At 71.3% G+C, this 25,666-nt stretch carries 25 protein-coding genes; 16 read left to right on the top strand and 9 right to left on the bottom strand.

The window, feature by feature from the left end:
- Positions 1-34: 34 nt before the first annotated feature.
- Entirely contained in the window at positions 35-913 is an 879-nt protein-coding gene (locus ACFMQL_RS09075; RefSeq protein ID WP_364068847.1) for a DMT family transporter, read from the bottom strand.
- 80 nt (positions 914-993) lie between these two features.
- Here ACFMQL_RS09075 and ACFMQL_RS09070 point away from each other — a divergent pair, with 80 nt between their 5' ends.
- Positions 994-2,445, top strand: a complete 1,452-nt coding sequence (locus ACFMQL_RS09070; protein ID WP_364068849.1) for a PLP-dependent aminotransferase family protein — start codon at positions 994-996, stop codon at positions 2,443-2,445.
- A gap of 37 nt (positions 2,446-2,482) precedes the next feature.
- On the top strand, positions 2,483-3,421 hold the full coding sequence (locus tag ACFMQL_RS09065) for a Gfo/Idh/MocA family oxidoreductase (protein ID WP_378785225.1): 939 nt from the start codon (positions 2,483-2,485) through the stop codon (positions 3,419-3,421).
- 144 nt (positions 3,422-3,565) lie between these two features.
- Here ACFMQL_RS09065 and ACFMQL_RS09060 read toward each other — a convergent pair whose 3' ends face one another.
- Both ACFMQL_RS09060 and ACFMQL_RS09055 read right to left on the bottom strand, forming a co-directional pair.
- On the bottom strand, positions 3,566-4,726 hold the full coding sequence (locus ACFMQL_RS09060) for an MFS transporter (protein ID WP_364068853.1): 1,161 nt from the start codon (positions 4,724-4,726) through the stop codon (positions 3,566-3,568).
- A gap of 89 nt (positions 4,727-4,815) precedes the next feature.
- On the bottom strand, positions 4,816-5,484 hold the full coding sequence (locus tag ACFMQL_RS09055) for a DUF998 domain-containing protein (protein ID WP_364068855.1): 669 nt from the start codon (positions 5,482-5,484) through the stop codon (positions 4,816-4,818).
- Between the two features lie 189 nt (positions 5,485-5,673).
- Between ACFMQL_RS09055 and ACFMQL_RS09050 the strand changes: the two genes are divergently transcribed.
- Entirely contained in the window at positions 5,674-6,324 is a 651-nt protein-coding gene (locus ACFMQL_RS09050) for a DUF1707 domain-containing protein (protein ID WP_364068857.1), read from the top strand.
- Between the two features lie 27 nt (positions 6,325-6,351).
- Here the strand turns inward: ACFMQL_RS09050 and glpX are convergent, their stop codons facing one another.
- Entirely contained in the window at positions 6,352-7,386 is a 1,035-nt protein-coding gene (gene glpX / locus ACFMQL_RS09045) for a class II fructose-bisphosphatase (protein WP_364068859.1), read from the bottom strand.
- 171 nt (positions 7,387-7,557) lie between these two features.
- Between glpX and ACFMQL_RS09040 the strand changes: the two genes are divergently transcribed.
- From ACFMQL_RS09040 to ACFMQL_RS09020, 5 genes are all read left to right on the top strand, one after another.
- Positions 7,558-8,178 carry a TetR/AcrR family transcriptional regulator gene (locus ACFMQL_RS09040; RefSeq protein ID WP_364068861.1) on the top strand — a complete coding sequence of 207 codons (621 nt, stop codon included), beginning with the start codon at positions 7,558-7,560 and terminating at the stop codon, positions 8,176-8,178.
- 11 nt (positions 8,179-8,189) lie between these two features.
- On the top strand, positions 8,190-8,720 hold the full coding sequence (locus ACFMQL_RS09035; protein ID WP_364068863.1) for a DUF4245 domain-containing protein: 531 nt from the start codon (positions 8,190-8,192) through the stop codon (positions 8,718-8,720).
- A gap of 19 nt (positions 8,721-8,739) precedes the next feature.
- Positions 8,740-8,988, top strand: coding sequence for an exodeoxyribonuclease VII small subunit (locus tag ACFMQL_RS09030; protein ID WP_364068865.1), 249 nt, complete (start codon positions 8,740-8,742; stop codon positions 8,986-8,988).
- Between the two features lie 570 nt (positions 8,989-9,558).
- Entirely contained in the window at positions 9,559-10,005 is a 447-nt protein-coding gene (locus tag ACFMQL_RS09025) for a hypothetical protein (protein WP_378785222.1), read from the top strand.
- 394 nt (positions 10,006-10,399) lie between these two features.
- The gene (locus tag ACFMQL_RS09020) at positions 10,400-10,846 is read left to right on the top strand and encodes a hypothetical protein (protein ID WP_378785220.1); all 447 of its coding nucleotides are present in this window, start codon (positions 10,400-10,402) and stop codon (positions 10,844-10,846) included.
- A 92-nt stretch (positions 10,847-10,938) separates the two neighbouring features.
- Here the strand turns inward: ACFMQL_RS09020 and ACFMQL_RS09015 are convergent, their stop codons facing one another.
- On the bottom strand, positions 10,939-11,349 hold the full coding sequence (locus ACFMQL_RS09015; protein ID WP_378785219.1) for a nitroreductase family deazaflavin-dependent oxidoreductase: 411 nt from the start codon (positions 11,347-11,349) through the stop codon (positions 10,939-10,941).
- Between the two features lie 90 nt (positions 11,350-11,439).
- Between ACFMQL_RS09015 and ACFMQL_RS09010 the strand changes: the two genes are divergently transcribed.
- Positions 11,440-12,039, top strand: a complete 600-nt coding sequence (locus ACFMQL_RS09010; protein ID WP_378785217.1) for a TetR/AcrR family transcriptional regulator — start codon at positions 11,440-11,442, stop codon at positions 12,037-12,039.
- A 66-nt stretch (positions 12,040-12,105) separates the two neighbouring features.
- Here ACFMQL_RS09010 and xseA read toward each other — a convergent pair whose 3' ends face one another.
- Together xseA and ACFMQL_RS09000 are read right to left on the bottom strand one after the other, a co-directional pair.
- Positions 12,106-13,323, bottom strand: coding sequence for an exodeoxyribonuclease VII large subunit (gene xseA, locus ACFMQL_RS09005; protein WP_364068872.1), 1,218 nt, complete (start codon positions 13,321-13,323; stop codon positions 12,106-12,108).
- A 28-nt stretch (positions 13,324-13,351) separates the two neighbouring features.
- The gene (locus tag ACFMQL_RS09000; RefSeq protein WP_378785216.1) at positions 13,352-14,251 is read right to left on the bottom strand and encodes a hypothetical protein; all 900 of its coding nucleotides are present in this window, start codon (positions 14,249-14,251) and stop codon (positions 13,352-13,354) included.
- Between the two features lie 101 nt (positions 14,252-14,352).
- Between ACFMQL_RS09000 and ACFMQL_RS08995 the strand changes: the two genes are divergently transcribed.
- Positions 14,353-15,321, top strand: a complete 969-nt coding sequence (locus ACFMQL_RS08995; protein ID WP_364068876.1) for a 4-hydroxy-3-methylbut-2-enyl diphosphate reductase — start codon at positions 14,353-14,355, stop codon at positions 15,319-15,321.
- A 4-nt stretch (positions 15,322-15,325) separates the two neighbouring features.
- Here ACFMQL_RS08995 and ACFMQL_RS08990 read toward each other — a convergent pair whose 3' ends face one another.
- Together ACFMQL_RS08990 and ACFMQL_RS08985 are read right to left on the bottom strand one after the other, a co-directional pair.
- On the bottom strand, positions 15,326-15,835 hold the full coding sequence (locus tag ACFMQL_RS08990; protein WP_364068878.1) for a DUF6542 domain-containing protein: 510 nt from the start codon (positions 15,833-15,835) through the stop codon (positions 15,326-15,328).
- Positions 15,836-15,852: 17 nt separating this feature from the next.
- Positions 15,853-17,109, bottom strand: a complete 1,257-nt coding sequence (locus ACFMQL_RS08985) for a DNA recombination protein RmuC (RefSeq protein WP_364068880.1) — start codon at positions 17,107-17,109, stop codon at positions 15,853-15,855.
- A 96-nt stretch (positions 17,110-17,205) separates the two neighbouring features.
- Between ACFMQL_RS08985 and ACFMQL_RS08980 the strand changes: the two genes are divergently transcribed.
- The 6 genes from ACFMQL_RS08980 (at position 17,206) to ACFMQL_RS08955 (ending at position 25,661) form a co-directional block, all read left to right on the top strand.
- Complete coding sequence (locus tag ACFMQL_RS08980) at positions 17,206-17,928, top strand: hypothetical protein (protein WP_364068882.1); 723 nt, start codon at positions 17,206-17,208, stop codon at positions 17,926-17,928.
- A gap of 76 nt (positions 17,929-18,004) precedes the next feature.
- Complete coding sequence (gene ychF / locus ACFMQL_RS08975) at positions 18,005-19,081, top strand: redox-regulated ATPase YchF (protein WP_378785213.1); 1,077 nt, start codon at positions 18,005-18,007, stop codon at positions 19,079-19,081.
- A gap of 217 nt (positions 19,082-19,298) precedes the next feature.
- Positions 19,299-19,598 carry a hypothetical protein gene (locus ACFMQL_RS08970; protein ID WP_364068886.1) on the top strand — a complete coding sequence of 100 codons (300 nt, stop codon included), beginning with the start codon at positions 19,299-19,301 and terminating at the stop codon, positions 19,596-19,598.
- A 962-nt stretch (positions 19,599-20,560) separates the two neighbouring features.
- Positions 20,561-21,277 (top strand): conjugal transfer protein, encoded by a 717-nt coding sequence (locus ACFMQL_RS08965; RefSeq protein ID WP_364068888.1) that lies wholly within the window; start codon positions 20,561-20,563, stop codon positions 21,275-21,277.
- A gap of 75 nt (positions 21,278-21,352) precedes the next feature.
- Positions 21,353-21,604, top strand: coding sequence for a hypothetical protein (locus tag ACFMQL_RS08960; RefSeq protein ID WP_364069128.1), 252 nt, complete (start codon positions 21,353-21,355; stop codon positions 21,602-21,604).
- A 55-nt stretch (positions 21,605-21,659) separates the two neighbouring features.
- Positions 21,660-25,661 carry a TcpE family conjugal transfer membrane protein gene (locus tag ACFMQL_RS08955; protein WP_364068890.1) on the top strand — a complete coding sequence of 1,334 codons (4,002 nt, stop codon included), beginning with the start codon at positions 21,660-21,662 and terminating at the stop codon, positions 25,659-25,661.
- The last annotated feature ends 5 nt before the right edge of the window (positions 25,662-25,666 follow it).

The raw sequence follows: 25,666 nt of genomic DNA, 5'->3' as shown, positions 1-25,666 counted from the left end.
GCCAGGGAATGGCTCTACGCAGCTCGACGCCGTTCTACGCCTCCGAAGGCCGGACGGCGGGCTCCTGGCCGCCCGCGCGCGCCGAGGTCAGGCCCACGAGGATGCCGGTGACGACGAGAGCGGCGCCGACCAGGTCGTACGCGGTGGGCATGGCGATGCCGAGCACCGCGCCCGTGACGATCGCCGCCACCGGGATGAGCCCGGCGAACAGCCCGGCCCGCCCCGGGCCCAGCTTGGGCAGCGAGCGGTACCACAGGAAGAACGCGATCACCGTCACCACGATCGCGAGGTAGCCGAGCCCGAGTGCCTCGGGCAGCGTGGGCGTGCGCAGCATGGCGGGGCCCTCGCTCACCCAGCCGACCAGGGCCAGCATGGGCACGGCCAGCGTGGTCGAGTACGCCGAGACGCGGATCGGCCCGAGGCGCGGCAGCAGCGGGATGGCCAGCAGGGAGAAGCTGACCTCGCCGACGAGCGCGCCGAGCGCCCACAGCAGGCTCTCGGTGGTGCCGCTGCCGAGCCCGGTGGCCAGCGTCGCGCCGGTCACCACCACGGCGGCGCCGAACAGCAGCCGGGGCGCGGGGCGGCCGCCGGCCAGCGCGAGCGCCAGCGGCACGGTGCCGAGCACGGTGCCGACCAGCGCGGGGCCGGAGGCGCGGGTGGACTCGATCACGCAGACGTTGAAGAACACCAGGCCGAGCAGGGTGAGCCCGGCCAGGCAGAGCACCTCGCGCCGGGTCATCCGTACGAACCGCAGTCCGAGCGCCCTGGTGATGGCGAGCAGGACGACGGCCGCGACGAGATACCGGACGGCCTGGCCGCCGTAGATGGGGTAAGCGCCGATGAGTCCCGCGACCCCGGCCAGCGTTCCGACGAGGAACATGGCCGTGGCGGCGCCCAGGATGCCGTTTCTCATGCGTGCGATGCTAGGGAGACAATGGTTCGGGAAAACAGTCCAATGTCGCGCCGGAAGACAGGACCATTCGAAGGACCGACATGGCCGACCTCCACATCCGCATAGACCGCGCGAAGGGCGGCATCGCCGGGCAGATCGCCTCCGAGCTGCGCGACTCCATACGCGGCGGGCGGCTCGCACCCGGCACCCGCCTGCCCGCCACCCGCGATCTCGCCGCGGACCTCCAGGTCTCCAGGGGTGTGGTGGTGGAGGCGTACGAGCAGCTCGTCGCCGAGGGTTTCCTGGTCTCCAGGGTCGGCGTCGGCACCCAGGTGACGCCCGCGAACACCCCGCAGCGCGCCGCCGCACCGCCCAGGCCGCAGCCCGTGCGCCGCGGGACGGCGAGCGCCAGTCCCAGCCCCGTTCCCTATCACGGCCATCGCCCCACTTCCCCCGACCTCAGCCACTTCCCCCGTGAACGCTGGCTGGCGGCCGTCAGGCACGTCCTGACCACCGTACCCTCGGACGCCCTCGATTACGGGGACCCCGGCGGCGTGCCTGAGCTGCGCGAGGAGCTGGCCGGCTACCTCAGAAGGGTCAGGGCGGCCGACGTGCGCCCCGAGAACCTCATCGTCGTGAGCGGCGTGGCCCAGGGGCTGAGCCTGGCCCTGCACGTTATGGCGGGGCACGTGATGGCAGGGCACGTCGTCAACGGGCAGCGCCCGTTGCGGCTGGCCGTCGAGGACCCGACGAGCCATCGCCAGGTGCCGCTGATCAAGCGGACGGGCGCGCACGTGCTGCCGGTGCCGGTGGACGAAGAGGGCATCGACGTGCGCCGCGCGGGCGGCGACGCCGTGCTGGTCACACCGGCGCACCAGTTCCCGACCGGGGTGGTGCTGTCGCCGGCGCGCCGGGCCGCGCTCATGGAGTGGGCGTACGAGGGGCGCCGGCTGATCCTGGAGGACGACTATGACGCCGAGTTCCGCTTCGACCGCGACCCCGTCGGCTGCCTGCAGGGCCTCGCGCCCGACCGGGTGATCCTGTGCGGCAGCGTGAGCAAGGCGCTCGCGCCCGGCCTGCGCCTCGGCTGGGTGGCCGCGCCGCCCGACCTGGCCGAGGCCATCCGCAGGGCGCGCGGTGAGCTGGACCTCGGCTCGCCGGTCATCGACCAGTACGCGCTCGCGCACTTCCTGCGTACCGGGGCCTACGACAAGCACCTGCGGCGCATGCGCAGGGAGTACCGCCGCCGCCGCGACGCCCTGGTGAGCGCGCTGGCGGCCGAGCTGCCCGAGGTGCGGGTACGCGGCATCGAGGCCGGGCTGCACGTCTACCTGGAGCTGCCGGACGGCTGGGACGAGCCGCGCACGGTGCGGGCAGCCGCCGAGCTGGGCCTGCTGGTCGAGGCGGTGGGCCCGATGCGGCGGACGCCGGGGCCCGCGGCCGTGGTCATGGGGTTCGCCCGGTTGCCCGCGCACAAGGCGGAGGCGGCCGTACGAGGCTTGAAGGTCAGAATGTCTGGACAAACCTTGACTGACAGAGAGAGGCGTGCCTAGAAAAAGAATCTGATTCCGGAACGAGGGGGAGGACGTCATGCGCGTGGGATTGCTGGGTCTGGGCAGGATCGGCGCCTTCCATGCCGCCACGCTCGCCGCGCACCCGCTGGTCGACGAGCTGATCGTGGCCGATCCCGTACGCACGTCCCCGTACGGCAGGCCGGGCGACCCCTTCGAGGCGGACGCCGTCGTCATCGCCACGCCGACCGGTACCCACGCCGACCTGATCATCGCGGCCTGCGAGCGCGGCATCCCCGCCTTCTGCGAGAAGCCGGTGGCGGGCACGGTCGCCGAGACCGTCAAGGTGCTGGAGTCACGCGGCGACAACCGGGTGCAGATCGGGTTCCAGCGCCGGTTCGACCCCGGTTACGTGGCCGCGGCCGCCGCGCTGCGCGCCGGGGAGCTGGGGGAGCTGCACCGCGTCCACATGGTCACCGCCGACCCCGCGCCGCCGCCCGCCGAATACCTGCCGCTGTCCGGCGGGATCTTCCGCGACTGCCACATCCACGACTTCGACATCCTGCGCTGGGTCACCGGCAGGGAGGTGGTCTCGGTCTACGCGTGCGGGGCCAACCGCGGCGCCGCGGTCTTCGCCGAGGCCGGCGACGTGGACAACAGCGCCGCGCTGCTCACCCTGGACGACGGCACGCTGGCCACGCTCCAGGGCTCGCGCTACAACGGCGGCGGGTACGACGTGCGGATGGAGCTGGCCGGCACCCGGCGCACGCAGGCCGTCGGCCTCAGCCCGCGCGCCCCGTTGCACTCGGCCGAGCAGCCCGAGACCGGCGCCGAGCCCTGGCCCGACTTCGTCACCCGCTTCGAAGCCGCCTACCGCGCCGAGATCGACGCGTTCCTCACCAGCGAGTCCAGCCCGTGCACGATCGAGGACGCGCTCGAGGCCCTGTACGTCGCCGAGGCCGCCGACCTGTCGCTGCGCGAGGGCCGCCCGGTGGAGGTGGCGGAGGTCCGCCGCTGACGCCGGGCCTTCAGGCCGGTCGGGGCGCGGGGTTTTGCAGGCCGGCCGGGGCGCGGGGTTTTGCAGGCCGGTCGGGGCGCGGGGTTTTGCAGGCCGGTCGGGGTGACGGCCGGGAGCGCTGGGCGGGAGCGTGGCCCGGCGCCGTCAGGTGGTGGCGGGGGCGCGTTTCGGCTCGAAGCCGGGCGCGAGCGCGATGATCGCCGCCGCCAGCACCAGCGGCGCCGCGAACGCCACCCGCATGTCCGTCGCGTCCGCGATCCCGCCGACCAGGGCGGCGCCCGCGATGAACCCGACGTAGTTGAAGAGGTTCACCCTGGCGATGGCCACGCCGGTGCCCGCCGGGTCGAGCCGCCCCGCCGCCGAGAACGACTGCGGCGCCACCACCGACAGCCCCACCCCGGTCAGGCCGAACGCGACGATGGCGAGCGGCTGGTTCGGCGCGAGCACGACGCCGAGGAACCCGGCCGTGGCGATCACGCCGCCGATCCGCACGATGGCGGCCGGACCGTAGCGGCGCACCGCCAGGTCGCCCGCGAGGCGGACGGCCAGCGTGGTCGCCTGGTACGCGACGTAGGCCAGCGGGATCACCCGGGGACCCGCCTCCAGCACGTCCTTCATGAACACGGTGTTGAAGTTGGAGACCGCGGCGTCGCCGACGTACAGGAAGCCCATGGCCAGGCAGAGCGGGATGATCGGCCGCCACGGGAAGGGCCCCGCGACCGTCTCCGCCTGCGGCTCGGCCTTCTCCTCCTCGGGGGAGCACAGGTGCCGCCCGGCGTAGAGCGAGCAGGCCACCGCGAGCACCATGGGGGCGGCCATGATGACCGGCAGCGGCAGGCCGGCCGCCGCCGACGCCCACAGCGCGCCGAGCATGCTGAGCGCGCTCCACACGCAGTGGAAGCCGTTCAGCACCTGCATGCCGTAGCGGCGCTCGACGGCCACGCCCTGCATGTTCATGCCCGCGTCCACCGCGCCGACGGCCACGCCGAACAGCAGCAGCACCGGCAGCAGCAGCGGAACGTTCGGGGCCAGCCCGGACAGCACCACGGCGGCGGCCACGGCAGGCTGGGCGATGCGCAGCAGCGGCCTGCTGCCCCAGCGGGCGGCGAACGCGCCGGCCGCCACGCTGCCCGCGCCCGCGAACACCGGTACGACCAGCAGCAGCAACGTCAGGCTGCCCTCGTCGAGATCGTGCTTGGCCTGGAGCGCGGCGACCTGGATGAGGAGCGAGGCGAAGGACAGTCCCTGGACGCCGTAGACGACGTACGTGGCGATGCGGGCCTGGCGATCACGTAAGGACGGCACGGCGGCCTCCTGAATGGGGGGTGTCAAACGTGAGGCTGGGTCATGTTAGCCCGCTGTCTCCGTCCGGCACCAGCACGAGATCGCCACGGTTACGTGGACGTCTCCATCACCGCCCCGGCCGGTCCGCGTTCGGGCTCGGCCACGTCGATCCGCCGGGCCGCCGCCCACACCCCGAGCGCCAGCAGCGCCGCCACCTCCGTGACCGCCAGCCCGCGTTCCACCAGCCCCAACGGCATGACGCGATACCACGGCAGCCCTTCGGCGGAGGCGTAGAACATCATCGAGGCGATGCCCACCACCCACAGCACCGAGCACACCCCGAACCCGAACGCCACCAGCGTCGCCCGCGACCTGTGCCGGTGCCACGGCCGGGCGATCAGCACCGCGGCCAGCGGCAGGCACAGGAAGGCCACGAAGCTGCCCACCCGGTGAATGCTGCCGCTCAGGCTCGGTCCCACCGACCAGTCGTGCTTTTCAAACCAGGCCGTCACGAACAAGCCCAGGCTCCAGCCCATCAACGCGATGGTGCCGAGCACCCCGGCCAGCCTCTTCCTGGCCAGCGACACGCCGATGGCGATCGACCCCGCCGCAAGCAGTCCCACGCCGAGGCCGAACACCCAGCCGTCCGGCCCCAGCCCGTGCTCGCTGATGGTCCGGCGGAACGGATCCATCTCATCCAGGCTGGAGATGTCCAGGCCCACGATCACTGCTATGCCGGCGCCTGCCGCGCCGAGTCCCCACCGCGCAGGTCGATGCACGCAAGCCTCCCTTTTGCCGGATAAACGACCACAAGGGGTGCCTGGATTCCGAAGAATCGCCGGATAAATCACGTGACGAAACGCCGGGGAAAGCGGGACACGCGCGGCACGCGGCCGTTCGCCGAGGTCATCGGACACCTCACCGTCGAGGACGAGCGAACCGGGCGACCGCCGGATATCGTCGGAGATGTGAACGAACGCGCGGGATCGTGGTTGCCGAAACTGCAGGAAGTCGGGGAGCGGCTGGCCGAAGAGTTCGTGTCCGCCCGCAAGCCGCAGACCCGGAGCGACCTGCCGCAGCCACACGAGCTGCGCGCGTCCGACGCCGATCGTGAGCGCATCGCGCAGGTGCTCCAGGACGCCCACGCCGACGGCCGGCTCCAGCTCGACGAGCTGGAGGAGCGGCTCGGCGTGCTCTACTCCGCCCGCACGCTCGGCGAGCTGGCCGCGCTCACCACCGACCTGCTGCCCGCCGACCAGCAGCCGCTCAACCTCGACGGCCGGCCCGTCTCCGCCATCTTCAAGCAGGAGAAGCGCGGTGGACGCTGGGTGGTGCCCGCCGAGGTCGACGTGACCGCCATGTTCGGCACCACCAAGCTCGACTTCCGCGACGCGATCCTGCAGAACCGCCGCATCGTCATCAACGCCACCCTCGTCTTCGGCGGGCTGGAGATCCACGTGCCCGAAGGGCTCGAGGTGATCAGGGTCGCCAAGGACAAGACCGTACGGCTGACCAAGCAGCCCACCGAGCCCGGCGCGCCCGTCATCGAGGTGCGCACCACGAACTTCGCGGGCGAGATCAAGGTCAAGGAGCCGCCGCGCCGCAAGCGCCGCTGGTGACACTTGGGGTGACGGGGCCGCTCCAGGTCAGCCCGCGGTGTCGAAGTTGATCGCGCTGTACGCCCGCAGCTTCCAGAGCTGATGCTCGCTCTCGATCTTCCTGATCGTGCCGGACCGCCCGCGCATCACCAGCGACTCCGTCACCGCCGAGCCGGCGCGGAACCGTACGCCCTTCATCAGCTCGCCCTGCGTGATGCCCGTCGCGGCGAAGAACACATCGTCGGACTTCACCAGGTCGTTCGTGGTGAGCACCTGGTCGAGGTCGTGACCCGCGTCCACGGCCCTGGAACGCTCGGCGTCGTCGCGCGGCCACAGCTTGCCCTGGATGACGCCGCCCAGGCACTTGAGCGCGCACGCCGCCACGATGCCCTCGGGCGTGCCGCCGATGCCCAGCATCAGGTCGATGCCCGTGCCCTGGCGGGCCGCCATGATCGCGCCGGCCACGTCACCGTCGGTGATGAACTTGATCCGCGCGCCCGCCTCCCTGATCTCCTTGACCAGCCGCTCGTGGCGGGGCCGGTCGAGCACGACCACGGTCACGTCGGACGGCGAGCAGTGCTTGGCCCTGGCCACCGCGTTGATGTTCTCGGCGACGGGGGCCTCGATGTCCACCACGTCGGCCGCCTCAGGCCCGGTGACCAGCTTCTCCATGTAGAAGACGGCCGACGGGTCGTACATCGAGCCGCGCTCGCTCACCGCGATCACCGACACCGCGTCCGGCATGCCGAGCGCGGTCAGCCGGGTGCCGTCGATCGGGTCGACCGCCACGTCGCAGTCGGGGCCGCTGCCGTCGCCGACGTGCTCGCCGTTGAAGAGCATCGGCGCGTGGTCCTTCTCGCCCTCGCCGATGACGACCACGCCGTTCATCGAGACCGTGTTGATGAGCTGGCGCATGGCGTTCACGGCGGCGCCGTCCGCGCCGTTCTTGTCGCCCCTGCCCACCCACCGGGCAGCCGCCATCGCGGCCGCCTCCGTGACGCGTACGAGCTCCAGCGCCAGGTTGCGATCAGGGGCGTGCTCACTGGTGGCGAGCGCCGGCGGCACGGAAGTCTGGTCGGACATGATGGCTGGCCTCCTCGTGGGACGTCTCCCTCGATCGTAGTTGCCGGTCTATTCCCGGTCGGAGGGGGATAATCTGCAACTTGAGCGCGGAATTTGTGCCATACGCTGTGCGCGCCGAGGATCTCGACTCCAACATGGTGCGTGGCGCCCCCGCCGTGGAGGAGATCCCGTATGAGCGAAGTGACCAGCGACGCCGACGCCGTCGCCCTGCAGCCGCGCATATCCGAGCGCGGTGCGGCCACCCGCAGCTCGCTGCTCGCCGCCGCCCGAGAGGTGTTCATCTCCAAGGGGTTCGCCGAAGCCGGCGTGACCGACGTGGTGGCGAGGGCCGAGGCCAGCGTCGGCAGCCTCTACCACCACTTCTCCGGCAAGGCCGACCTCTACCTCACGCTGTGGGAGGAGTTCCAGGCCCGGCAGACCCAGCGCACCAAGGAGGCCGCCCGCGCGGCCCGCACCGCCGGCGAGGCCGACCCCATGGGCGTGTTCGTCCGCGCCGCCCGCGCGTACCTGGACGGCTGCCTGGAGGAGCGCGAGCTGGCCGCGCTGTTCCTGCGCGGCGACGGGCCGCCCGGGTTCGACGTCATCATGCGCGACCGGCTCCGGCAGTGGGCACAGCGCAACGCCGCGCTCTTCGAGGACGACCGCGCGCTCGTCGTCGTGATCACCGGCGCGCTCGCGGCGGCCGTCTCCGAGGTCGTACGCACCGGCGACCCGCGCCTCGCCGACGACGTTCTCGCCATCATCGGCGGCATCCGCCCGGCCGCTTCGGCGACCGGCCACTCCAGCGGGTAACCTCGCCAGGTGTGCGACGGTTCACCCAAGGTCTCTACGGCTACGCGGTAGCCCTCTTCGTCTGCCTCGCGGGGGCCGGGCTCTTCCTCCTGGTCACCCCGCAAAGCCGCGATGAGCACATCCCGCGGCGCGACTACTCCATCACCGTCGCCAACTTCGGCCACAGCGTCCCGTACGGCGTGTGGGCGCCCAAGGAGGACCCGCCCGGCTGGGTGCCCAACAGCAACAGGATCGCCGACGGCGAGAATGGCGCGAAGGTGCTCTACCTCGGCTACGCCACCGCCAAGCGCGAGCACGCCATGTTCGCCCAGAGCAACGAGCAGCCCGCCGCCGGCTTCGCCAGCCGCATGGCCAACAGCGACAAGGCCGTCGGCACCCAGCAGGTCGGCGGCGTCACATGGGAGCAGCGCTACCGCAAGGACAAGAACCAGCGCTCGCTCGTCCGCATCCTGCCCGACGTCACCCTCGTCATCACCGGCACCGCCGACTGGCCCGAACTCGCCGACCTCGCCGGCCGCCTGCAGCAGCGGCCGGTGGGCTGACGCGTCTAGGCTGGATGGCGTGGCAGACGAGAAGGAGCCCGCGGGCGAGAAGAAACTCTCCTACGAGCAGGCACGCGAAGAGCTGACCGAAGTCGTGCGGCGGCTGGAGACCGGCGGGCTGACGCTGGAACAGTCGATCGAGCTGTGGGAACGTGGGGAGAAGCTGGCGGCCGTCTGCGAGGAGTGGCTCCAGGGGGCCCGCGTCAAGCTCGCCGCCGCCATGGCCCGCCGCTCCGACCAGCCTTCTTCCGACGACACCCCCTTCTGACCCCTTCCCCACCTTCTCCGACCGCTCGCGACCGCGTGCCGCCCACCCGGCACCCTGCCTCCCGGCCCTGCGCTGGTCTGCTGGCAGTGCGCCGGTCTCCCGGCCCTGAGCCCCGCGCCATGCCCCTGGCCTCGCGTCGGCCTTTCGGTCCGTGCCGGCCACCCGGGCTTATCCCGCCGTGCTCCAGGCCCTCGGCCGTCGCCGGATCCCTCGCGTCAGCCCCTCTGCGGCGGCACGCGAGGCCGGCCCGCAGGAGCTTGGCCCCGGGCGAACAGCCGCGTTCCAGGGCCGCAGCGGAGCCCGGCATACCGCGCCCGATCGTGCGGTGACTCGGCGGACTTGCGTGCCTCCACCGACACCGACCGCGCCCCGCCGCGCTTCGCGCCGTGGTCTCCCGGTCCGGGCACCCGCGCGGTGAACGCGGCGGTTAACGGCAGGCGACTGAATGGGGCCTTCTTTGTCCGGGCTTGATCAAGAGTGGAGACTGGCGCATCATTAGTTGAGCCTTCAACCAACAGGTTGGATGTCGCTCTTGTAAGGGCTTGTGTCAGCGCTCATCTAAGGGGAGTAATGAAGCGCACTCTTTCCGCCCTCATCGCCGCAGGCGTGCTCGGCACCGCACTGGCCGCCGGCGGCCCCGCCTCGGCGGCCACGTCGTCATCGATCGACTGCGAGTCCCTTCACAGTGACTGGGACTACGCTTTGGAGCTTTCCCAGACCAACAACGTCGAGAAGAAGGCGATCACCAACTACCTTTGGCAGGCAAACGGTTACGAGACCACGTACGAGATCTGCCTTGACGTCCCGGACGGTGAGACGCTCCACCTCGTTCTCAGGGACCTCAGAAAGGAGACCCGGGAGCAAGTCCTCCTCGCCGACGACCGGCCCGGGGACAAGATCGTCCGGTTCACGATGCCGCCCAACAGCTGGTTCCGGTACGACGGCAAGCTGACCGGGCCTGAAGGCCAGAAGGGCCACTACCGCTGGTACGAGAAGCTCACCCCGCACATCCCCTGATCCGGCGCGTCGGCGGACGGGCCGGCAACTGATCGCGAAGAGGTCGCATCCCACCAGCGGGGACGCGGCCTCTTTGCGTTGCGCGGGGCGGGCTTGAATTCATCTCTGCCCGTGCGGGGGCGGGCTCCGGCCTGCCCTGCATGTGCGGGGCAGGCTCGGCGGACCTGCGTGCCTCCATCGGGTCCTGCCGCGCGCCGTGCGGGTGTCTCCCGGTCCCGGGTGCCCGCATGGCGTGGCGGGTGACGCGGCGGTTAACGGCAGGCGACTGAATGGGGCCTTCTTTGTCCGGGCTTGATCAAGAGTGGAGACCGGTGCATCATTAGTTGAGCCTTCAACCAACAGGTTGGATGTCGCTCTTGTAAGGGCTTGTGTCAGCGCTCATCTAAGGGGAGTAATGAAGCGCACTCTTTCCGCCCTCATCGCCGCAGGCGTGCTCGGCACCGCACTGGCCGCCGGCGGCCCCGCCTCGGCGGCCACATCGCCGTCGATCGACTGCGAGGCCGTCCGCAGCGACTGGGACTACGTCTGGAAGGGTCTCTTCGCGCCCGGCAACTCGGTGAGGAAGGGGGTCGACGGCTTCGCCTGGACCGGCAACGGTTACGAGACCACGTACGAGATCTGCCTCGACGTCCCGGACGGCGAGCGGCTCACCCTCATCGTCACGGACTACAGGAACGACACCCGGGGCGACGTCCTCTACACCGACGACCGGCCTGGGGACAAGGTCGTCCGGTTCACGATGCCGCCCAACAGCTTTTTCCGGTTCGACGGCACGTTCGGGCCTGACGGCAACTCCGGCCACTTCGACTGGTACGAGAAGCGCATCCCGCACATCCCCTGATCCGGCGCGTCGGCGAACGGCTCGGTAACTGACGCGAAGAGGCCGCATCCTCAGCAGCGGGGATGCGGCCTCTTCGCGTTGCGTGGCCCCGGTCAGGAGGCGGTGGGGGTGAGGGCGACGACGGGGATGAGGCGGGTGGTCTTCTTCTCGTACTCGGCGAAGCCGGGCGAGATCTCGACCATGCGCGCGTAGAGCTGGTCGCGCTTGTCGCCCTCCGTGAAAGACGCCTTGGCGGTGAACTTCTCGGTGCCCACCTCCAGCGTCGCCTCCGGGGTCGCGCGTAGGTTGTGGTACCAGGCGGGGTGGTTGTCGGCGCCGGCGTTGGAGGCGATCACGATGTAGTCGTCCCCGTCCTTCAAGTACATGACGGGCGTCGTGACGTCCTTGCCGCTCTTGGCTCCCTTGGTGGTGAGCAGGCACAGCGGCTGGCCTTCGAACATGCCGCCCACCCGGCCCTCGTTGGCCCGGAACTCTTCGATGATCTTGGCATTGAAGTCGTTCATGGCTTCACTCCCTCTCAGCTAATCGGAGAAATCTCCGTTTGAGGCAGGGTAGCCGGAAAACTCTCCGTTTGTCACGGGTATGCTCGGCCTGTGAGGGAACGCAGATTCCTGCCCGTCGTCGGGCAACCCCAGCAGGAACGCGCCGACGCGGTGCGCAACCGCAGGAAGATCATCGACGTGGCGACCAGGATGCTCGCCGAGCACGGCACCGAGGACCTGTCGCTCGACGAGGTCGCCCGCGCGGCCGGGGTCGGCGTGGGCACGGTCTACCGGCGCTTCGGCGACCGTACGGGATTGCTGCTCGCGCTGCTGGACGACCACGAGCGGCGCTTTCAGGACGCGTTCATCTCCGGCCCGCCACCGCTCGGCCCCGGCGCGCCGCCCCGCGAGCGCGCTTTCGCGTTCCTGCGCGCGCTCGTCGATCGCGTCGTGGCCCAGGAGGACCTGTACGTGATGCTGGAACGCAGCCGCAAGTCGAAGGCCGGAACGGGCCCCTACCTGCTGTACCACATGCATCTGGCCGGGCTGCTGTCGGAGGCGCGGCCCGGCCTGCCCGCCGCGTACGTGGCCGACGCGCTGCTCGCCGCCACCGGCGCCGACCTGATCGCCTACCAGCGCCGCGAGCGCGGCATGAGCACCGACGACATCAAGGCGGGCCTGACCCTGCTCGCCGAGGCGATCCTCACCTGACGGCCCCTCCGCGACGCTCCCGCCGCTCACAGCCGGCCTCCACGCCAGATGCTTCTCCGCGCGGGCTCAGTCCGTCGCGTCGGGCTCTTCCGTGCGTACGTGCAGCCGATCGTCGCTCAGCCGGATCGTCAAGCGGGAGCCGGGCTTGACGTCCCTGGCCAGACGTACGACCTCGCCCGACGGATGCTGCACGATCGCGTAGCCGCGCTCCAGCGTCGCGGCGGGGGACAGGGCGACCAGGCGGGCACGCAGGTGGGCCAGGTCGTCCTCGGCGCGGTCGAGCGAGCCCGACAGCGCCCGCCTGGCCCGGTCGCGCAGCGCCTCCGCCTGCTCGGCGCGGCGCTCCAGCTCGCGTACGGGGTCGGCGAGCGAGGGCCGCGAGCGTACGGAGGTCAGCCAGGACATCTCCCGGTCCAGCCAGCCGCTCAGCACCCGGCGGCCGCGGTCGCGGAGCTGGCGGATGAGCGTGAGCTGCTCGCCCACGTCGGGCACGACCTTCTTGGCGGCGTCGGTGGGCGTGGACGCGCGTACGTCGGCCACCAGGTCGAGCAGCGGGCTGTCCTGCTCGTGGCCGATCGCGCTGACGACGGGGGTGCGGCAGGCGGCGACGGCGCGTACCAGCGTCTCGTCGGAGAACGGCAGCAGGTCTTCGAGCGAGCCGCCGCCGCGGGCGATCACGATCACCTCGACCGCGGGGTCGGCGTCGAGCTTGCGCAGGGCCTCGGTCACCTCGCCCACCGCGTACGGCCCCTGCACGGCGACTTCCTCGACCTTGAACTTCACGGCCGGCCAGCGGCGCCGGGAGTTCTCCAGCACGTCGCGCTCGGCCGCCGACTCGCGCCCGCAGATGAGCCCGATCGTGCCGGGCAGGAACGGCAGCCGCCGCTTCCTGTCGGCGTTGAACAGGCCCTCGGCGGCCAGGAGCTGCCGCAGCCGCTCCAGCCTGACCAGCATCTCGCCGACCCCGACGGGGCGCATCTCCAGCGCGGTGAAGGCGAACGAACCCCTGTTGACCCAGAAGTCGGGCTTGACGTGCATCACCACGCGGGAGCCGTTGGACGGCCTGGGCACCGTGGCCTCGTACACGCCGCGCGGGGCGGTGACCCTGGCGGACACGTTGGCCACCGGATCGCGCAGGGTCAGGAACACCGTGCCGCCTCGGGCGCTCAGCTCGGTGATCTCACCTTCGACCCAGACCGTGCCGAGTCTGCCGATCCAGCCGCCCACCATCTGCAGGACCGTGCGGATCGGCAGGGGAGACTCGGGCGAGGTCTTCGAGGTCATGCCGGAAGACTACGGGGTCCGGGGCGATTTACTCCGCGGCCTGGAGCTTGGCGAGGCGGTTCTCGAACATGCGGATGACCTCGGGACGCGCCGTGGTCGCCTTCTCGTACTCGAGGAACGCGCTGATCTGCTCGGCCGACTTGCCGCGCATCCTGGCGCGCAGCGAGGCGATGGTGAGCTGCGAGTAGCCGGGCAGCGGCTCGGCCAGATCGACCTTCGCGGCGGTGGCGGGCTCGGGAGCGGCGGCGGGTTCTGGGGCCTTGGCGGGCTCCTCGGTGGCGGCGGCGGGCTCGGGCGCGGCCACCGGCTCAGCGGCCTTCGGCTCGTCGGCCTTGGTCTCGGCGGTCTTGACCTCAGCGGCCTTTGCCTCGTCGGTCTTGGTCTCAGCGGCCTTCGGCTCGGCCTCGGTGGTGGCCTTGGACTCCGTGGCCTTCGGCTTGGAGGTCTTGGAGCTCTTGGTGGCGGCCGGCTTCTCGGGAGCCGCTTCAGCGACGGCGGGCTCGGTCTCGGTGGGCTCGGGCTTGGCGGGTTCGGCGGGTTCGGCGGGCTTGGCGGGCTCGGTCTTGGTGGGGGCGAAGATGACCGGGTCGGGCTTGGTCTTGGCGACGCCGTTCGGCTCGGGCCTCGGCGCGAAGATGACCGGCTCCTTGCGCGCCGGCTTGTCCTGCTCGGAGGCGGGCTCGGTCTCGGCGGGCCCGGCGGCGACCTGCTCGGCGGCGGAGGGGCGGGTCTCCTGCTCCTCCTCGCGCTCTTCCTTGCCCAGCCCCTTGATCGAGTTCTTCATCCGATCGACGAGCAGCAGCGCCTGCCCGGCGGCGCTCAGCGTGGTCTGGACGACGAGCAGCGGCAGGTCTTTGGCCTTTTCCTTAAGCTCGTCCTTGTTGGTGACGGTTTTAGCGATGTTGCGTATCACGTCGCTGAAGGACATGTACGTCTCCCTGGGAGGTCAGTTTTGGACGGCCAGTCTGGCGCACCGCGGGCCGGCATGCACGCGCAGGCCGGATGGCCGCTCCACGTAGCATAAGAAGTATGGAGCCCCAGACCCCCACTTCCCGCCGAGTCCTCGTCGCCAAGCCACGGGGCTACTGCGCCGGAGTCGATCGAGCCGTTGTCGCGGTCGAGAAGGCTCTGGAGCAGTACGGCGCGCCGGTCTACGTACGCAAGCAGATCGTCCACAACACGCACGTCGTCAAGACCCTTGAGGCCAGGGGCGCCATCTTCGTCGACGAGACAGAGGAGGTGCCGGAGGGCCAGATCGTGGTGTTCTCGGCCCACGGCGTCTCGCCGGCGGTGCACGAGGAGGCGAAGCAGCGCAACCTGCGTACCATCGACGCCACCTGCCCTCTGGTGACGAAGGTGCACAACGAGGCCAAGCGCTTCGCCAAGCAGGACTACGAGATCCTGCTGATCGGCCACGAGGGCCACGAGGAGGTCGAGGGCACCTCGGGCGAGGCGCCCGAGCACATCCAGCTCGTCGACGGCCTCGACGCGGTCGACAAGGTCGAGGTCAAAGACCCGGACAAGCTGGTGTGGCTGTCGCAGACCACGCTGTCGGTCGACGAGACCACCGAGACGGTGGCGCGCCTCAAGCAGCGCTTCCCCAACCTGCTCGACCCGCCGAGCGACGACATCTGCTACGCCACCCAGAATCGCCAGAGCGCGGTGAAGGAGATCGCGGCCGAGGCGCAGCTCGTCATCGTCGTCGGCTCTGAGAACTCCTCCAACTCCAAGCGGCTGGTCGAGGTGGCGAAGGACTACGGCGCCGACGCGGCGTACCTCGTCGACAACGCCGACTACATCCAGGACGAGTGGCTCGAAGGCGTCACCACGGTGGGCGTCACCAGCGGCGCGTCGGTGCCGGAAGAGCTGGTGCAGGGGGTGCTGGCGCGGCTGGCCCGCCACGGGTTCGACGACGTCACCGAGGTCGAGCCGGTGCAGGAGAGCATGCGCTTCGCGCTGCCCCACGAGCTGCGCAAGGACTTGCGGGTCGTCTCCTAAGTCTTCAGTCCTCGCCGCGCGGGGTGCCGTAGACCCGGGGCTCGAAGTAGCCCTCGGGCTCGGGTACGAACGTCTGGCGCGGGCGCGCCGCCTCGGCGCCCGCCCGCAGCTCTTCGCGCAGCTCGCGTACGTTGTCGCGCAGGCCGCGCCGCCAGGCGATGCCGAGCACGATGGCCGAGCCGGCGAAGAGCCACGGCGCGCCGCGCGTCATCGAGGTGTAGAGGCCGAGCGCCAGCGACTGCACGATCGACACCGATCCGAACGCCCTCCCGAGCTCGACGAAGAGCGTGGCGCAGAAGAACGTCAGCGGCGGGGTCACCACCAGCGACAGCAGGTCGCGCTTGTTGACCATCAGCACGCCGAGCGTGCTCGCGAGTACGAACGCGGCCCCCACGATGTGCTCGACGCCGAGCAGGGCGGCGAGCACGTAGCCCGCCAGAGTGGCGACCAGGGCGAGCGCGATGGCACCACGAGCCGTCAGCCTGACGGCGGAACGCCTGCCCTTCTCAGCCACGGTTGGCCCACCCCCATTTACTGCGACCCGTTGGCCAACTTACCGTTCGCGTGGGTTATCGGAGATGAGGTTTCGAGCAGTTCGGGGGAGGCCAGGGGCCTGGGCAGCCCTTCGAGCATCTCGGGAGTGTCGAGTTCGCCCTCGACGACGCCCAGCTCGTTAAGTTTGCGCGCGGTGACCAGGACGCGGCTTTCGAGCGATCCGACCGACTTGTTGTACGCCTCCACCGTCCGGGTCAGCGCCCGGCCCAGCGACTCGACGTTCCTGCCCAGCGAGGCCAGCCGCTCGTACAGCTCCTTGCCCAGCTCGAACACGGTCCGCGCGTTCTGGCTGAGCGCCGCCTGCTGCCAGGCGTAGTGCGCGGTGCGCAGCATCGTGATCAGCGTGGTCGGGGTGGCGATGTGCACCCGGCGCGCCATCGCGTACTCCAGCAGCCCGGGGTCGCGTTCGAGCGCCGGGGCCAGGAACGCCTCACCGGGGATGAACAGCACCACGAACTCCGGCGACGGGTTGAACCCCTGCCAGTACGACTTGGCCGCGAGCCGGTCGATGTGCTCGCGCACGTGCCTTGCGTGGGCGTCGAGCCGGGCCGAGGCGATCGCCTCGTCGTCGGTCTCGGCCGCCTCCAGGTAGGCCGCGAGCGAGACCTTGGAGTCGACCACGATGTTCTTGCCGCCGGCGAGCCTGACGACCATGTCGGGCCGCATGGAGCCCTCGGTGACCTGCTCGTCGAAGTCGCAGTAGCGCTGCATGCCGGCGATCTCGGCGACCCTGCGCAGTTGCAGCTCGCCCCACCGCCCCCGCGCCTCGGGCCGCTGCAGCGCCCTGACCAGCGCGGTCGTCTGGGCGCGCAGCTGCTCGTTGCTCTGCCTGACGAACTCGATCTGCTTGGCCAGCTCCGCCCTGGCCACCCGCTGGCCCGTCTCGGTGTCGCGCAGCTGCTCCTCGACCCGGGCGAGCGCGTCCTTCAGCGGCTCGACCAGGTGCTCGACGGCCTGCTTGCGCTGCTCCAGCTCGCCCGCCGCCTCCGCGCGGGTGGCGGCCAGCCGGGTCTCGGCGAGCTCGAGGAACCGTACGTTGTTGACGTCGAGCGCGCGGGTGGACAGCGCCTGGAAGCGTTCGGCGAGCTGCTCCTCGACGTAGACGAGCTTCTCCTCGGCGGCCCTGGCCCTGGCGTCCGCCTCGGCCACCCGCACGGCCGCGCGGGTGCGCGCCACGAGGAACCCGACGAGCAGCCCGATGGCGAGACCGATGACAAGCGCGACGACGTCCATCCCAGCGATGATGGCAAAACTTGGGCCCGCGCTTCTTCCCGACACGCTTGGGCGTTCCGCTTGTGCCGCCGGTTCGCGGTCACGCAGAGTGAAGCAATGGACACGCTTGCGAAGGCGGCGGCCGCCTGCGGGGCCGTGACGTCCGTGCTGATCGCGCTGGCCGGGGCCGTCATCGCATGCGCGCCGGCGAGCGGGCGCGAGACCCAGCGGCCCGTGCTGCGCTGGTCGCCGGGCGCGTGCGTGACGGCCGAGTACGCGCTGACCGCGTGCAACGGCGGACGCTCCGAGGTGATCGCGATGGCCTCCGACCCGCCGGGGCCGGGCGACTGCCCAGAGGACACCGATGACGTGCTGCGCGTCGGCCAGGGCAGGGCGGCGTGCGTACGCAACTTCGTCGAGCCGCACCCCGGCGCGCCCGGAGGCGGCGGTGGCCTGCTCAGATCCGGCGACTGCGTCTCGCTCGACGGCCGCGAGCTCCCCTGCTCGGGCCCCGGCTGGTACGGCCGCGCCATCGCACTCGCCACCGACCAGGACGCCTGCCCGCCCGGCACCCTCGACACGCTCGAAGCCGGCTCCCAGGTCGTCTGCCTCGGGCGGGGCGGGCAGGTGCTCGACAGGGGCGCCTGCGTGGCCAGGCCGCCCGCCGACGTGACCGCGAGGTCCGCGCTCGTCCGCGTCCCCTGCGACGATCCGCGCGCCTGGGCGAAGGTGCTCGCGTTCACCACCTCGCCCGAGGACTGCCCCCGGCGCTCGGGCCACTACCTCCGCGCCGCCCGTGGCTATCGTCCGGTTACCTGTCTGTACGTCGCCAGCGGATAAACTCGCTGACCGTGAACGAGCGCAGCCAGGCGACCACCAGCAGTCAGAGACCTCAGCGAGAGACGGAGCCGCTCCGATGAGTCTGTCCATCGGCATCGTCGGGCTTCCCAACGTCGGCAAGTCCACGCTGTTCAACGCCCTGACCAAGTCCGGCAACGCGCTCGCGGCCAACTACCCGTTCGCCACCATCGAGCCCAACGTCGGCATCGTCGGCGTGCCCGACGACCGGCTCCCCGTGCTGGCCAAGATCTTCGGCTCGGCCCGCATCCTGCCCGCCAAGGTCGAGTTCGTCGACATCGCGGGGCTGGTCAAGGGCGCGTCCGAGGGCCAGGGGCGAGGCAACCAGTTCCTCGCCAACATCCGTGAGACCGACGCGATCTGCCAGGTCATCCGCGTCTTCAGCGACCCCGACGTCACCCACGTCGACGGCGAGATCTCTCCCAAGCGCGACATCGAGACCATCAACACCGAGCTGATCATGGCCGATCTGCAGACGGTGGAGAAGGCACTGCCGCGCCTGCAGAAGGAGGCCCGCCACAACAAGGACAAGAAGGCCGCGCTCGAAGCCGCCGAGGCCGCGAAGTCCGTCCTGGAGACCGGCAAGACCATCTTCGAAAGCGGCCTCGACGGCGCGGAGCTGCGCGAGCTCCACCTGCTGACCGCCAAGCCGTTCCTGTACGTGTTCAACCTCGACGCCGACGAGCTGACCGACACCGCGCTCAGGGAGCAGCTGTCGGCGCTGGTGGCCCCGGCCGAGGCGGTGTTCCTCGACGCCAAGATCGAGTCCGAGCTGGTCGAGCTCGACGAGGAGGAGGCGCTGGAGCTGCTGCAGTCGGTCGGCCAGGAGGAGTCGGGGCTGCGCCAGCTCGCCCGGGTCGGGTTCGAGACGCTGGGCCTGCAGACGTACCTGACGGCCGGGCCGAAGGAGACCAGGGCCTGGACGATCCGCAAGGGCGCCACCGCGCCGGAGGCGGCCGGCGTGATCCACACCGACTTCCAGCGCGGCTTCATCAAGGCCGAGGTGGTCTCCTTCGACGACCTGGTGGAGGCCGGTTCCATCGCCGCCGCCCGCGCCGCCGGCAAGGCCAGGATCGAGGGCAAGGACTACGTCATGCAGGACGGCGACGTCGTCGAGTTCCGCTTCAACGTCTGAGCCGTCCCGTCACTGACACCCCGGCCGCCGTCAATCACCCTGAGTGATCTTTCCTTGCGGTAGGTTACCGACGGCGGTCGGCGGTGCAGCCCGTCTTCGGCGCGTGATCTCCCGGTGGTGGCCGGATGTCTGCCGCCGGGAACGCTGACGCGTCAACCGTTTTGGGCCCCCGCGCGTCGAATCGTCACGGCGTTCACGCTGACTCGGGAGGCCCTCAATGATCCGGCGCATCATCAGGAAACGACGCCCGGCACCCACACTGACCGGCATCAGCCTGGAGGAGGAGCTGGCCCTCATCAGGGTCGAGCTCATGTACGGCCTGCGCGTCGACCGCGAGGAGTACCTCCGCAGGAAAGTGGACGAGCGCAACGAGATGGTCACCCGCATGCGCGAGCGTGAGCCCGCCGAGATGCTCGCCGACCTGCGCGGCTCGCTGGAGCGCACGGTCCGCCCGACCGTCGTCGACCTCCACAGCCGCCGCCAGGCGCGCAGCCACCAGGACCCCGAACCGGCCTGACGGGGACGTTTCCGTACGCTTCCGTACGGTCCTCCGCCAGGCCGCCGGGCTGTACCGGCCGCCGGGTGTACCGGCCGGCGGGCTGAACCGGCCGGCGGGCCGTCCTCCGCTAGGCCGCACCGGCCGCCGGGCTGTACCGGCCGCCGGGGCGTCCTCCGCCGCACCGCCCGCCAGGCCGTACCGCCCGGCGGATCGGTGCCGCCGCTGGCCGCCGGGCGGAACCCCTCCGCCGATCGTCGGGTGGGACCTCGACGTGCCGGGCGGAACCTTGATCGACACCTCCGAGTGAACTCCCCAGGGGAGATCGATCCGGACCTGAGACGCGGGGCTTGTAGCGGGTACGTGGTCACTTGTGCACGACTCATGCCGAATCCGCAGGTCGCGACAGTCCATGCCTGTTTTGGACAGGAATCCGTGGCCGCCACGCTACCGGTTTTTAGGCATCTGGCCTGGTCAAAAGCCGTTTCTTCCGGGAACTGACAGGAATCGGCACTGTGGCCTGTCATACGGGCTCGGTTTGCCGTGCGGACTGTCATGCCGCAGCATGGGCGTGGCTTTCCTGGAAGAATGGCGGAGACCGGATAGGGTGACTACTTCACCGCGGATGATGGGGATCGGCACTGGACGACACCGCGCCAGCCGGGGGGATCGGCGCGAGCGGAGGCGTGATGGCTCGTAGGTCTACCGTCCACGATCCTCGGATCGCTGACGGCCCCGGGCTTCCCGCAACCCTTGACTCAGCTGACTTCGACGCGCCGCCACCGCGCAGGCCGCGGCGCGGCGGCTGGTCGGGTGGCGGCGGACGCTGGCTGGTGTGGACCGGCCGCGTCATTCTATGGGCGCTTATTGTGGTTATCGTGGTGAATGGGATTCGTGCCCCATTTGAGCGGTTTACCCAGCAAGAGCCCGCGACGTCCAATGGCGCCGCGCCAGCCGACCATGGATTCCCAACCGAGCGGGGCATGGCATTCGCCGCCCAGTTCGCCGGGGTCTATCTGAATTTCAACCCGGAAGACGCCGCGAGCAGGTCGGGCAAGCTCGCCGCATTCCTCGCCGCGGGCATGGACCCGCAGATGGGCTGGGACGGCTACGGCAAGCTGTCCGCCGTCGCCATCCAGCCGTACGACATCGAGGTGAGCGACGCCCAGAACGCCGTGGTCAGCGTGGCCTTCCAGACAGGGCCGCGCCGCATGATCCTCACCGTGCCCATCTACTACTCCGGCGACTCCAGCGGGCGCTTCGCCGTCTCGGGCCGCCCCGCCGTCCTGCCCGCGCCCGCGCCCGCCGACGTGCCCCAGGCCGCCGCACCGGAGACCGACGACGCGGCGGCGGCGGAGCTCAAGCCCCAGCTCGAAGGTTTCTTCAAGGAATACGCGTCCGGCGACACGGCCGGGCTGCAGCGTTACGTCGCCGCCGGCAAGAGCCTGCCCAGCTTCGGCGGCGCGTTCACCTTCTCGCAGCTCAAGGAAGTCGTGGTGCCTGTGGGGGGTGCCACAAGAGAGATCCAGGCGGTCGTGGTGTGGGCCGTGCCGAACGGCAGTGCGACGCCCTCTCCCGACGCCACCGACCCCGCCGCGGTCGGCGGCACGCTGGAGCAGGCCTACCGGCTGACCGTCGAGAAGCAGGGCGACAAATGGTTCGTCGCCGACATCCGCGGCGGCGGCCGATCCGTTGGATAGACGCACGGCCGCGCTGCTGAACGGTACCCCCCGGGAGGACAAGAAGTGATCTTGAAGACCATAGTGCTCACCTTGATGGAGATGACGCCGACGCCGACCTCCACGGGCATCGACACCGGGGGTCTCGCCGACTTCCTGCGGGCGTTCTTCGCGCCGCTGTTCCTCGTTGTCGTCTCCGTGGTCGCGCTCTTCTTCCTCTTCACGCGGGAGATCACCCGTTTTGTGCAGTTCCTGATCCTGGCCGTGGCCATCGGCGTGATCTTCTACGTTCCCAACATCATCGAGGTGACGGCGAGGGCGATCGCGGGCGCACTAGGCATCAGGTAAGGGTTGAGACCGTTCTCCGGCGGTCATTAACGAGCGGGTGGAGAGGAGGACCGCGTTGGACCTGCCCACGTATACGAACATCTGGCGTATCGAGAAGCGGCTCTACAAGCTGTACGACCTGCGCCTGCCGATGCCGCTGCCCATCGTCTGGATCGGCGTGTTCGTCGGGGTGTTCGTCCCGTGGTCCCTCCTGCTGGTCCTGATCGGCGTGCCGGTGGAGATGCCCTGGCACGTGCTGTTCCTGGTGCCGCCCGGCATCGTCACGTGGCTGTCCACCCGTCCCGTCATCGAGGGCAAGCGCCTCACCGAGCTGCTGGAGTCCCAGCTGCGCTACCTCGGCGAGCCCAAGGCCTGGTACCGCCTCGCGCCCTCCTCCGAGCCCGACGTCGTCACCTTCTCCGGGCGCGTCTGGCGTGCCGCGCCGCGCCGCGCCAAGGCCACGAAGGCCACGCGGGCGGGCAAGGTCGCCAAGACGGCGCGCAAGGAACGCCAGGCGGAGCGCCGGCGCGCGGGCCGTCCGGTCACCGGGCCGCGCCAGGTCCGTCCCGCCGTCGCCGCCGCTGCCGCCGCCGCGTCGCAGGCACCCGTGGCCGAGCCGACGTCCGCCCGTACGGGGTGGGGGTCGCGCAGGGGGACAGCGCCCGCTCTGAAGGCTTCGGGGCTGCCCGCGGGCACCGGGGCCGGGGGCGGGTCTGTACGGCGCGAGGAGGGGCTCTCAGGGGGCTCTGGGCGTGCTCAGGAGCTTCAGGAGCCGGTGCCGCTCGTGGACGAGGTCGTCGGCACCGCCCGCCGCACCGGAGCCACCGATCGGGCCGTGCCGCGCGACGCCGATCACGCCGTACTTCCGGACCTCGACGACTTCACCGAGCCCGCTGACTTCGAGCCGGACACCCCTCGTGAGGGGACGCCGGACGCCTCCGGTGGGGCGACGCGCGACTTCGAACCGGACGCCTTTGGCGGGGCGACGCGCGACTCCGAGGCGGACACCTCTGGCGATGCGGCGCACTCCTCCGACAGCGCGAGAGCGAGTGACCGTGGAACGGGAAGCCCTACGCGCGGAACCCCGGTGGGCGGAAGCTCAGCGGGAGGAAGCTCCGCGCGGGGAAGCTCTGTGGGAGGCAAGCCGATCGACACGGAGGCGCTGCGGCGGCTGCGCAAGCTGGCGGCCAGCGCCGACGCACCGTCCGAGTCGGCGGGCCGCGCCGATCCGGCGGCACGGGCGGACGCGGCGCCCCGTGCCGAGGATGACGCGCGTACGCAGGACGCACGGCACGAGGAAGAGATCGCCCGCGACCAGCACAGGAGAGGCCAGCCGCCCCGGCTCAACCCCGCGCTGCTGCTGTCGGGCACGCATCGCGTCTGGCCTCCGCTCAACGCGAACGCCAAGCCCGCCCCGCGCCCGTCCCGCCGCGAGGACGCCGACCAGACGGCCCGCCCCACCGAGACCGCCCGCGACACCACCACCGACCTCACCCCGACTGCGACCGACGCGCCGGTCGGTCCGGCCGACGCCACGCACGCCCCTGCCGACGCGACGAGCGCCCGGGCAGACGTCGCGGGCGGCCCGAACGAGGCGACGAGCGCCCGGGCAGACGTCGCGGGCGGCCCGAAAGAGGCGACGGGCGCCCGAGCGGCCGTGGCGAGCGATGCGGCTGCGGGCGGCCCTGCGAAGGGCACGGTCGGCCCTGCGGAGCACGACGCTCTCCCGCCGCTCCCCAAGATGCCCGTCGACGAGTCCAGGCCGCGCGAGCGTGCGGTGGCGGGCGAGGTCCCGGCTCGGACGCCCGCCCACGACACCACCCCGGCGGACGGCACGGACGGCGGCCGGGCGATCGGTGAGGATGCCGAGCCGGCTACCGAGCCGGCTACCGAGCCGGACACCGCCCAGCCGGACAGCGCACAGGACGTGGTGCTGCGCACGGGCGAGCAGCAGGTCGCGCCCGCGGAGGACGGTGCCGACGACGCTCGGAGTGCCACCGCCTCGGAGAGCCGGGTTGACGATGGCCAGCGCGATGTCTCCTCGCAGCAGAGGGCCGACGATGGCCGGCTTGAGGCGCCCGCGAAGGCTCGGACCAACGACGGTCGGAGTGCTGCCGCCTCGGAGAGCCGGGTTGGCGATGATCAACGCGACGCCGGCTCGGAGGCCGGTGACGGCGAGCGAGGTGCTTCGACGGCGGACCCGGCGGGTGACCTGCGAGACGCCCCGGTCGCCGAGCAGGCGGGCCCCGACCGGCAGAAGGATGCCGCGGTCGAGCCGAGCCCGGCCACGAGCGATCCCGGCGAGCGCACAGTCGAGCCGGCGGTCGCGGAGACCGTGGAAGACGACCAAGCCGACCGGGAAGCGGCCCCCGCAGCCGTGGCGGCCCGCGCTGAGGCGGCAGGCGAGCACGAAACCCCGTCGGTGACCGCCGCCGAAGAGACCGTCAGCCACCCGGCCGGCGCGGCGGCTCCCGAGGGTCGTGGTGAGCACGCGGCTGAGCCGACGGACGGCGAGCAGGCCCCGCAGGCGGCCGAGGGTGAGCAACCGGCGACCACAGTCCGCGGGCGGTCGCGCTCGGCGGCCGGCCGTAAGGCGGCTGCTGAGCGGGCGGTTGCGGGCAGCGAGCCGGGGACGGCTGGACGGTCGGCCGCTGGTGATGAGCCGGAGGCGGCTGGGCGGTCGGTCGCTGGCGGTGAGCCGGAGGCGGCTGGGCAGTGGGTCGCCGGTGGTGAGCCGGACGCGGCTGAGCGGGCGGTTGCCGCCCGTGAGGTCGCCGTTCGTGAAGCCGAAGCGGTTGAAGCGCGGGTGATCCCGCTGGAGCGGGAGCGTCGTGCGCACAGGGAGGCCGCCGTTGAGCGCTCGGGCGAGGCGGCCCGTGAGCGTCCGAGGCGTGCGGCGGACTCGCAGGAGTCCGGACGCGGCGCGGCGGCGCAGGAGTCCGGACGTGGCGCGGCGCGGCAGGCCGAGGCAGGTGGCCGGCAGGCGGAGGCCGGCGATCGTCAGGCTGGGCGTGAGGCGGCGCGGCACACCGAGGCCGACGGACGGCAGGCAGGACGGCAGGTGGCGCGGCAGCGGGGGGATGTGGCCGCGCCGGTGCCGGGGCCGAGGGCCGGGGAAGGCCGGGTGCGCAGGGTCGAGTCCGTGGTGGGGCGCGACTCCGGCGGCTGGCGGCGGATCGCCCAGGTGGTCGTCGGCGGCGCCAGTGTCCGTACGGACGGCTCGGAGCTCGACGAGGCGCGGGCGAAAGCCGTGTTCAGCGGCAGCCGCAGGATCGTCGTCCTGGGCTGCACCGGCGGCGCCGGGCAGAGTACGACGGCGCTCATGCTGGGCCACACGTTCGCGCAGTACCGGGACGACCGGGTGGTCGCGGTCGACGCGAGCACCGGCGGGGGCGGACTCACCAGCAAGATCGAGCCGGAGACCCCGGAGACCCTGACGTCGTTGCTGTCGGGTCTCGACCGGGTCAGCGGCTATCTCACGATGCGGGGATACACCACGCGGACCGCCTCGGGGCTCGAGGTGATCAGCGCGGACACCGACGCGGGCGCCGAGCAGCGGCTCGCGGACCGGTCCTTCTTCTCCGACCGCCGGATCGGCGAATCCATGCGCCTGCTCGACCGCCACTACAAGCTGGCCGTCATCGACCCGGCCGCCTCGCTGGCGGCCAGGCTGCTGCCGTACGCCGACCAGCTCGTGCTGGTGGTGCCGGCGAGCGAGGAGGCGCCGGAAGCGGTCGCGATGACGTACGAGTGGCTCGACGGGCACGGCTGCGCGGAGCTGCGCAGGCGCGCGGTGATGGTGGTCAACGGCGTCAGCAGGCGTTCGATGGCCGACGTCGAGCAGGCGGAGTCGGTGGCCAGGGGCAGGTGCCGGGCCATCGTCAGGGTCCCCTGGGAGGACGACCTGGCGCCCGGCGGTGCCGAGGTGGTCGATCCCGGGCAGTTGCGCGCGGCCGGGCGGCGGGCCTATCTCGCCCTCGCCGGTGTGGTGGTCGCGGGCTTCGCGGCGCAGACCGTACGACCGAGCGAAGAGGAGATGGCGAGTGACCCCCCGGGCACGAGAATCGGTGAGCGATAAGTGAA

Source organism: Nonomuraea fastidiosa, from assembly GCF_042751225.1.
GTDB classification, from domain to species: Bacteria; Actinomycetota; Actinomycetes; order Streptosporangiales; family Streptosporangiaceae; genus Nonomuraea; species Nonomuraea fastidiosa.
This window is presented reverse-complemented; position numbering and strand designations above follow the sequence as displayed.

Coding starts and splice junctions, on each gene's coding strand:
- ACFMQL_RS09075 (WP_364068847.1), bottom strand. CDS start 913: ATGAGAAACGGCATCCTGGGCGCCGCCACGGCCATGTTCCTCGTCGGA.
- ACFMQL_RS09070 (WP_364068849.1), top strand. CDS start 994: ATGGCCGACCTCCACATCCGCATAGACCGCGCGAAGGGCGGCATCGCC.
- ACFMQL_RS09065 (WP_378785225.1), top strand. CDS start 2,483: ATGCGCGTGGGATTGCTGGGTCTGGGCAGGATCGGCGCCTTCCATGCC.
- glpX (WP_364068859.1), bottom strand. CDS start 7,386: ATGTCCGACCAGACTTCCGTGCCGCCGGCGCTCGCCACCAGTGAGCAC.
- ACFMQL_RS09040 (WP_364068861.1), top strand. CDS start 7,558: ATGAGCGAAGTGACCAGCGACGCCGACGCCGTCGCCCTGCAGCCGCGC.
- ACFMQL_RS09025 (WP_378785222.1), top strand. CDS start 9,559: ATGAAGCGCACTCTTTCCGCCCTCATCGCCGCAGGCGTGCTCGGCACC.
- ACFMQL_RS09020 (WP_378785220.1), top strand. CDS start 10,400: ATGAAGCGCACTCTTTCCGCCCTCATCGCCGCAGGCGTGCTCGGCACC.
- ACFMQL_RS09015 (WP_378785219.1), bottom strand. CDS start 11,349: ATGAACGACTTCAATGCCAAGATCATCGAAGAGTTCCGGGCCAACGAG.
- xseA (WP_364068872.1), bottom strand. CDS start 13,323: ATGACCTCGAAGACCTCGCCCGAGTCTCCCCTGCCGATCCGCACGGTC.
- ACFMQL_RS09000 (WP_378785216.1), bottom strand. CDS start 14,251: ATGTCCTTCAGCGACGTGATACGCAACATCGCTAAAACCGTCACCAAC.
- ACFMQL_RS08995 (WP_364068876.1), top strand. CDS start 14,353: ATGGAGCCCCAGACCCCCACTTCCCGCCGAGTCCTCGTCGCCAAGCCA.
- ACFMQL_RS08985 (WP_364068880.1), bottom strand. CDS start 17,109: ATGGACGTCGTCGCGCTTGTCATCGGTCTCGCCATCGGGCTGCTCGTC.
- ACFMQL_RS08980 (WP_364068882.1), top strand. CDS start 17,206: ATGGACACGCTTGCGAAGGCGGCGGCCGCCTGCGGGGCCGTGACGTCC.
- ychF (WP_378785213.1), top strand. CDS start 18,005: ATGAGTCTGTCCATCGGCATCGTCGGGCTTCCCAACGTCGGCAAGTCC.
- ACFMQL_RS08970 (WP_364068886.1), top strand. CDS start 19,299: ATGATCCGGCGCATCATCAGGAAACGACGCCCGGCACCCACACTGACC.
- ACFMQL_RS08965 (WP_364068888.1), top strand. CDS start 20,561: ATGGCATTCGCCGCCCAGTTCGCCGGGGTCTATCTGAATTTCAACCCG.
- ACFMQL_RS08960 (WP_364069128.1), top strand. CDS start 21,353: ATGGAGATGACGCCGACGCCGACCTCCACGGGCATCGACACCGGGGGT.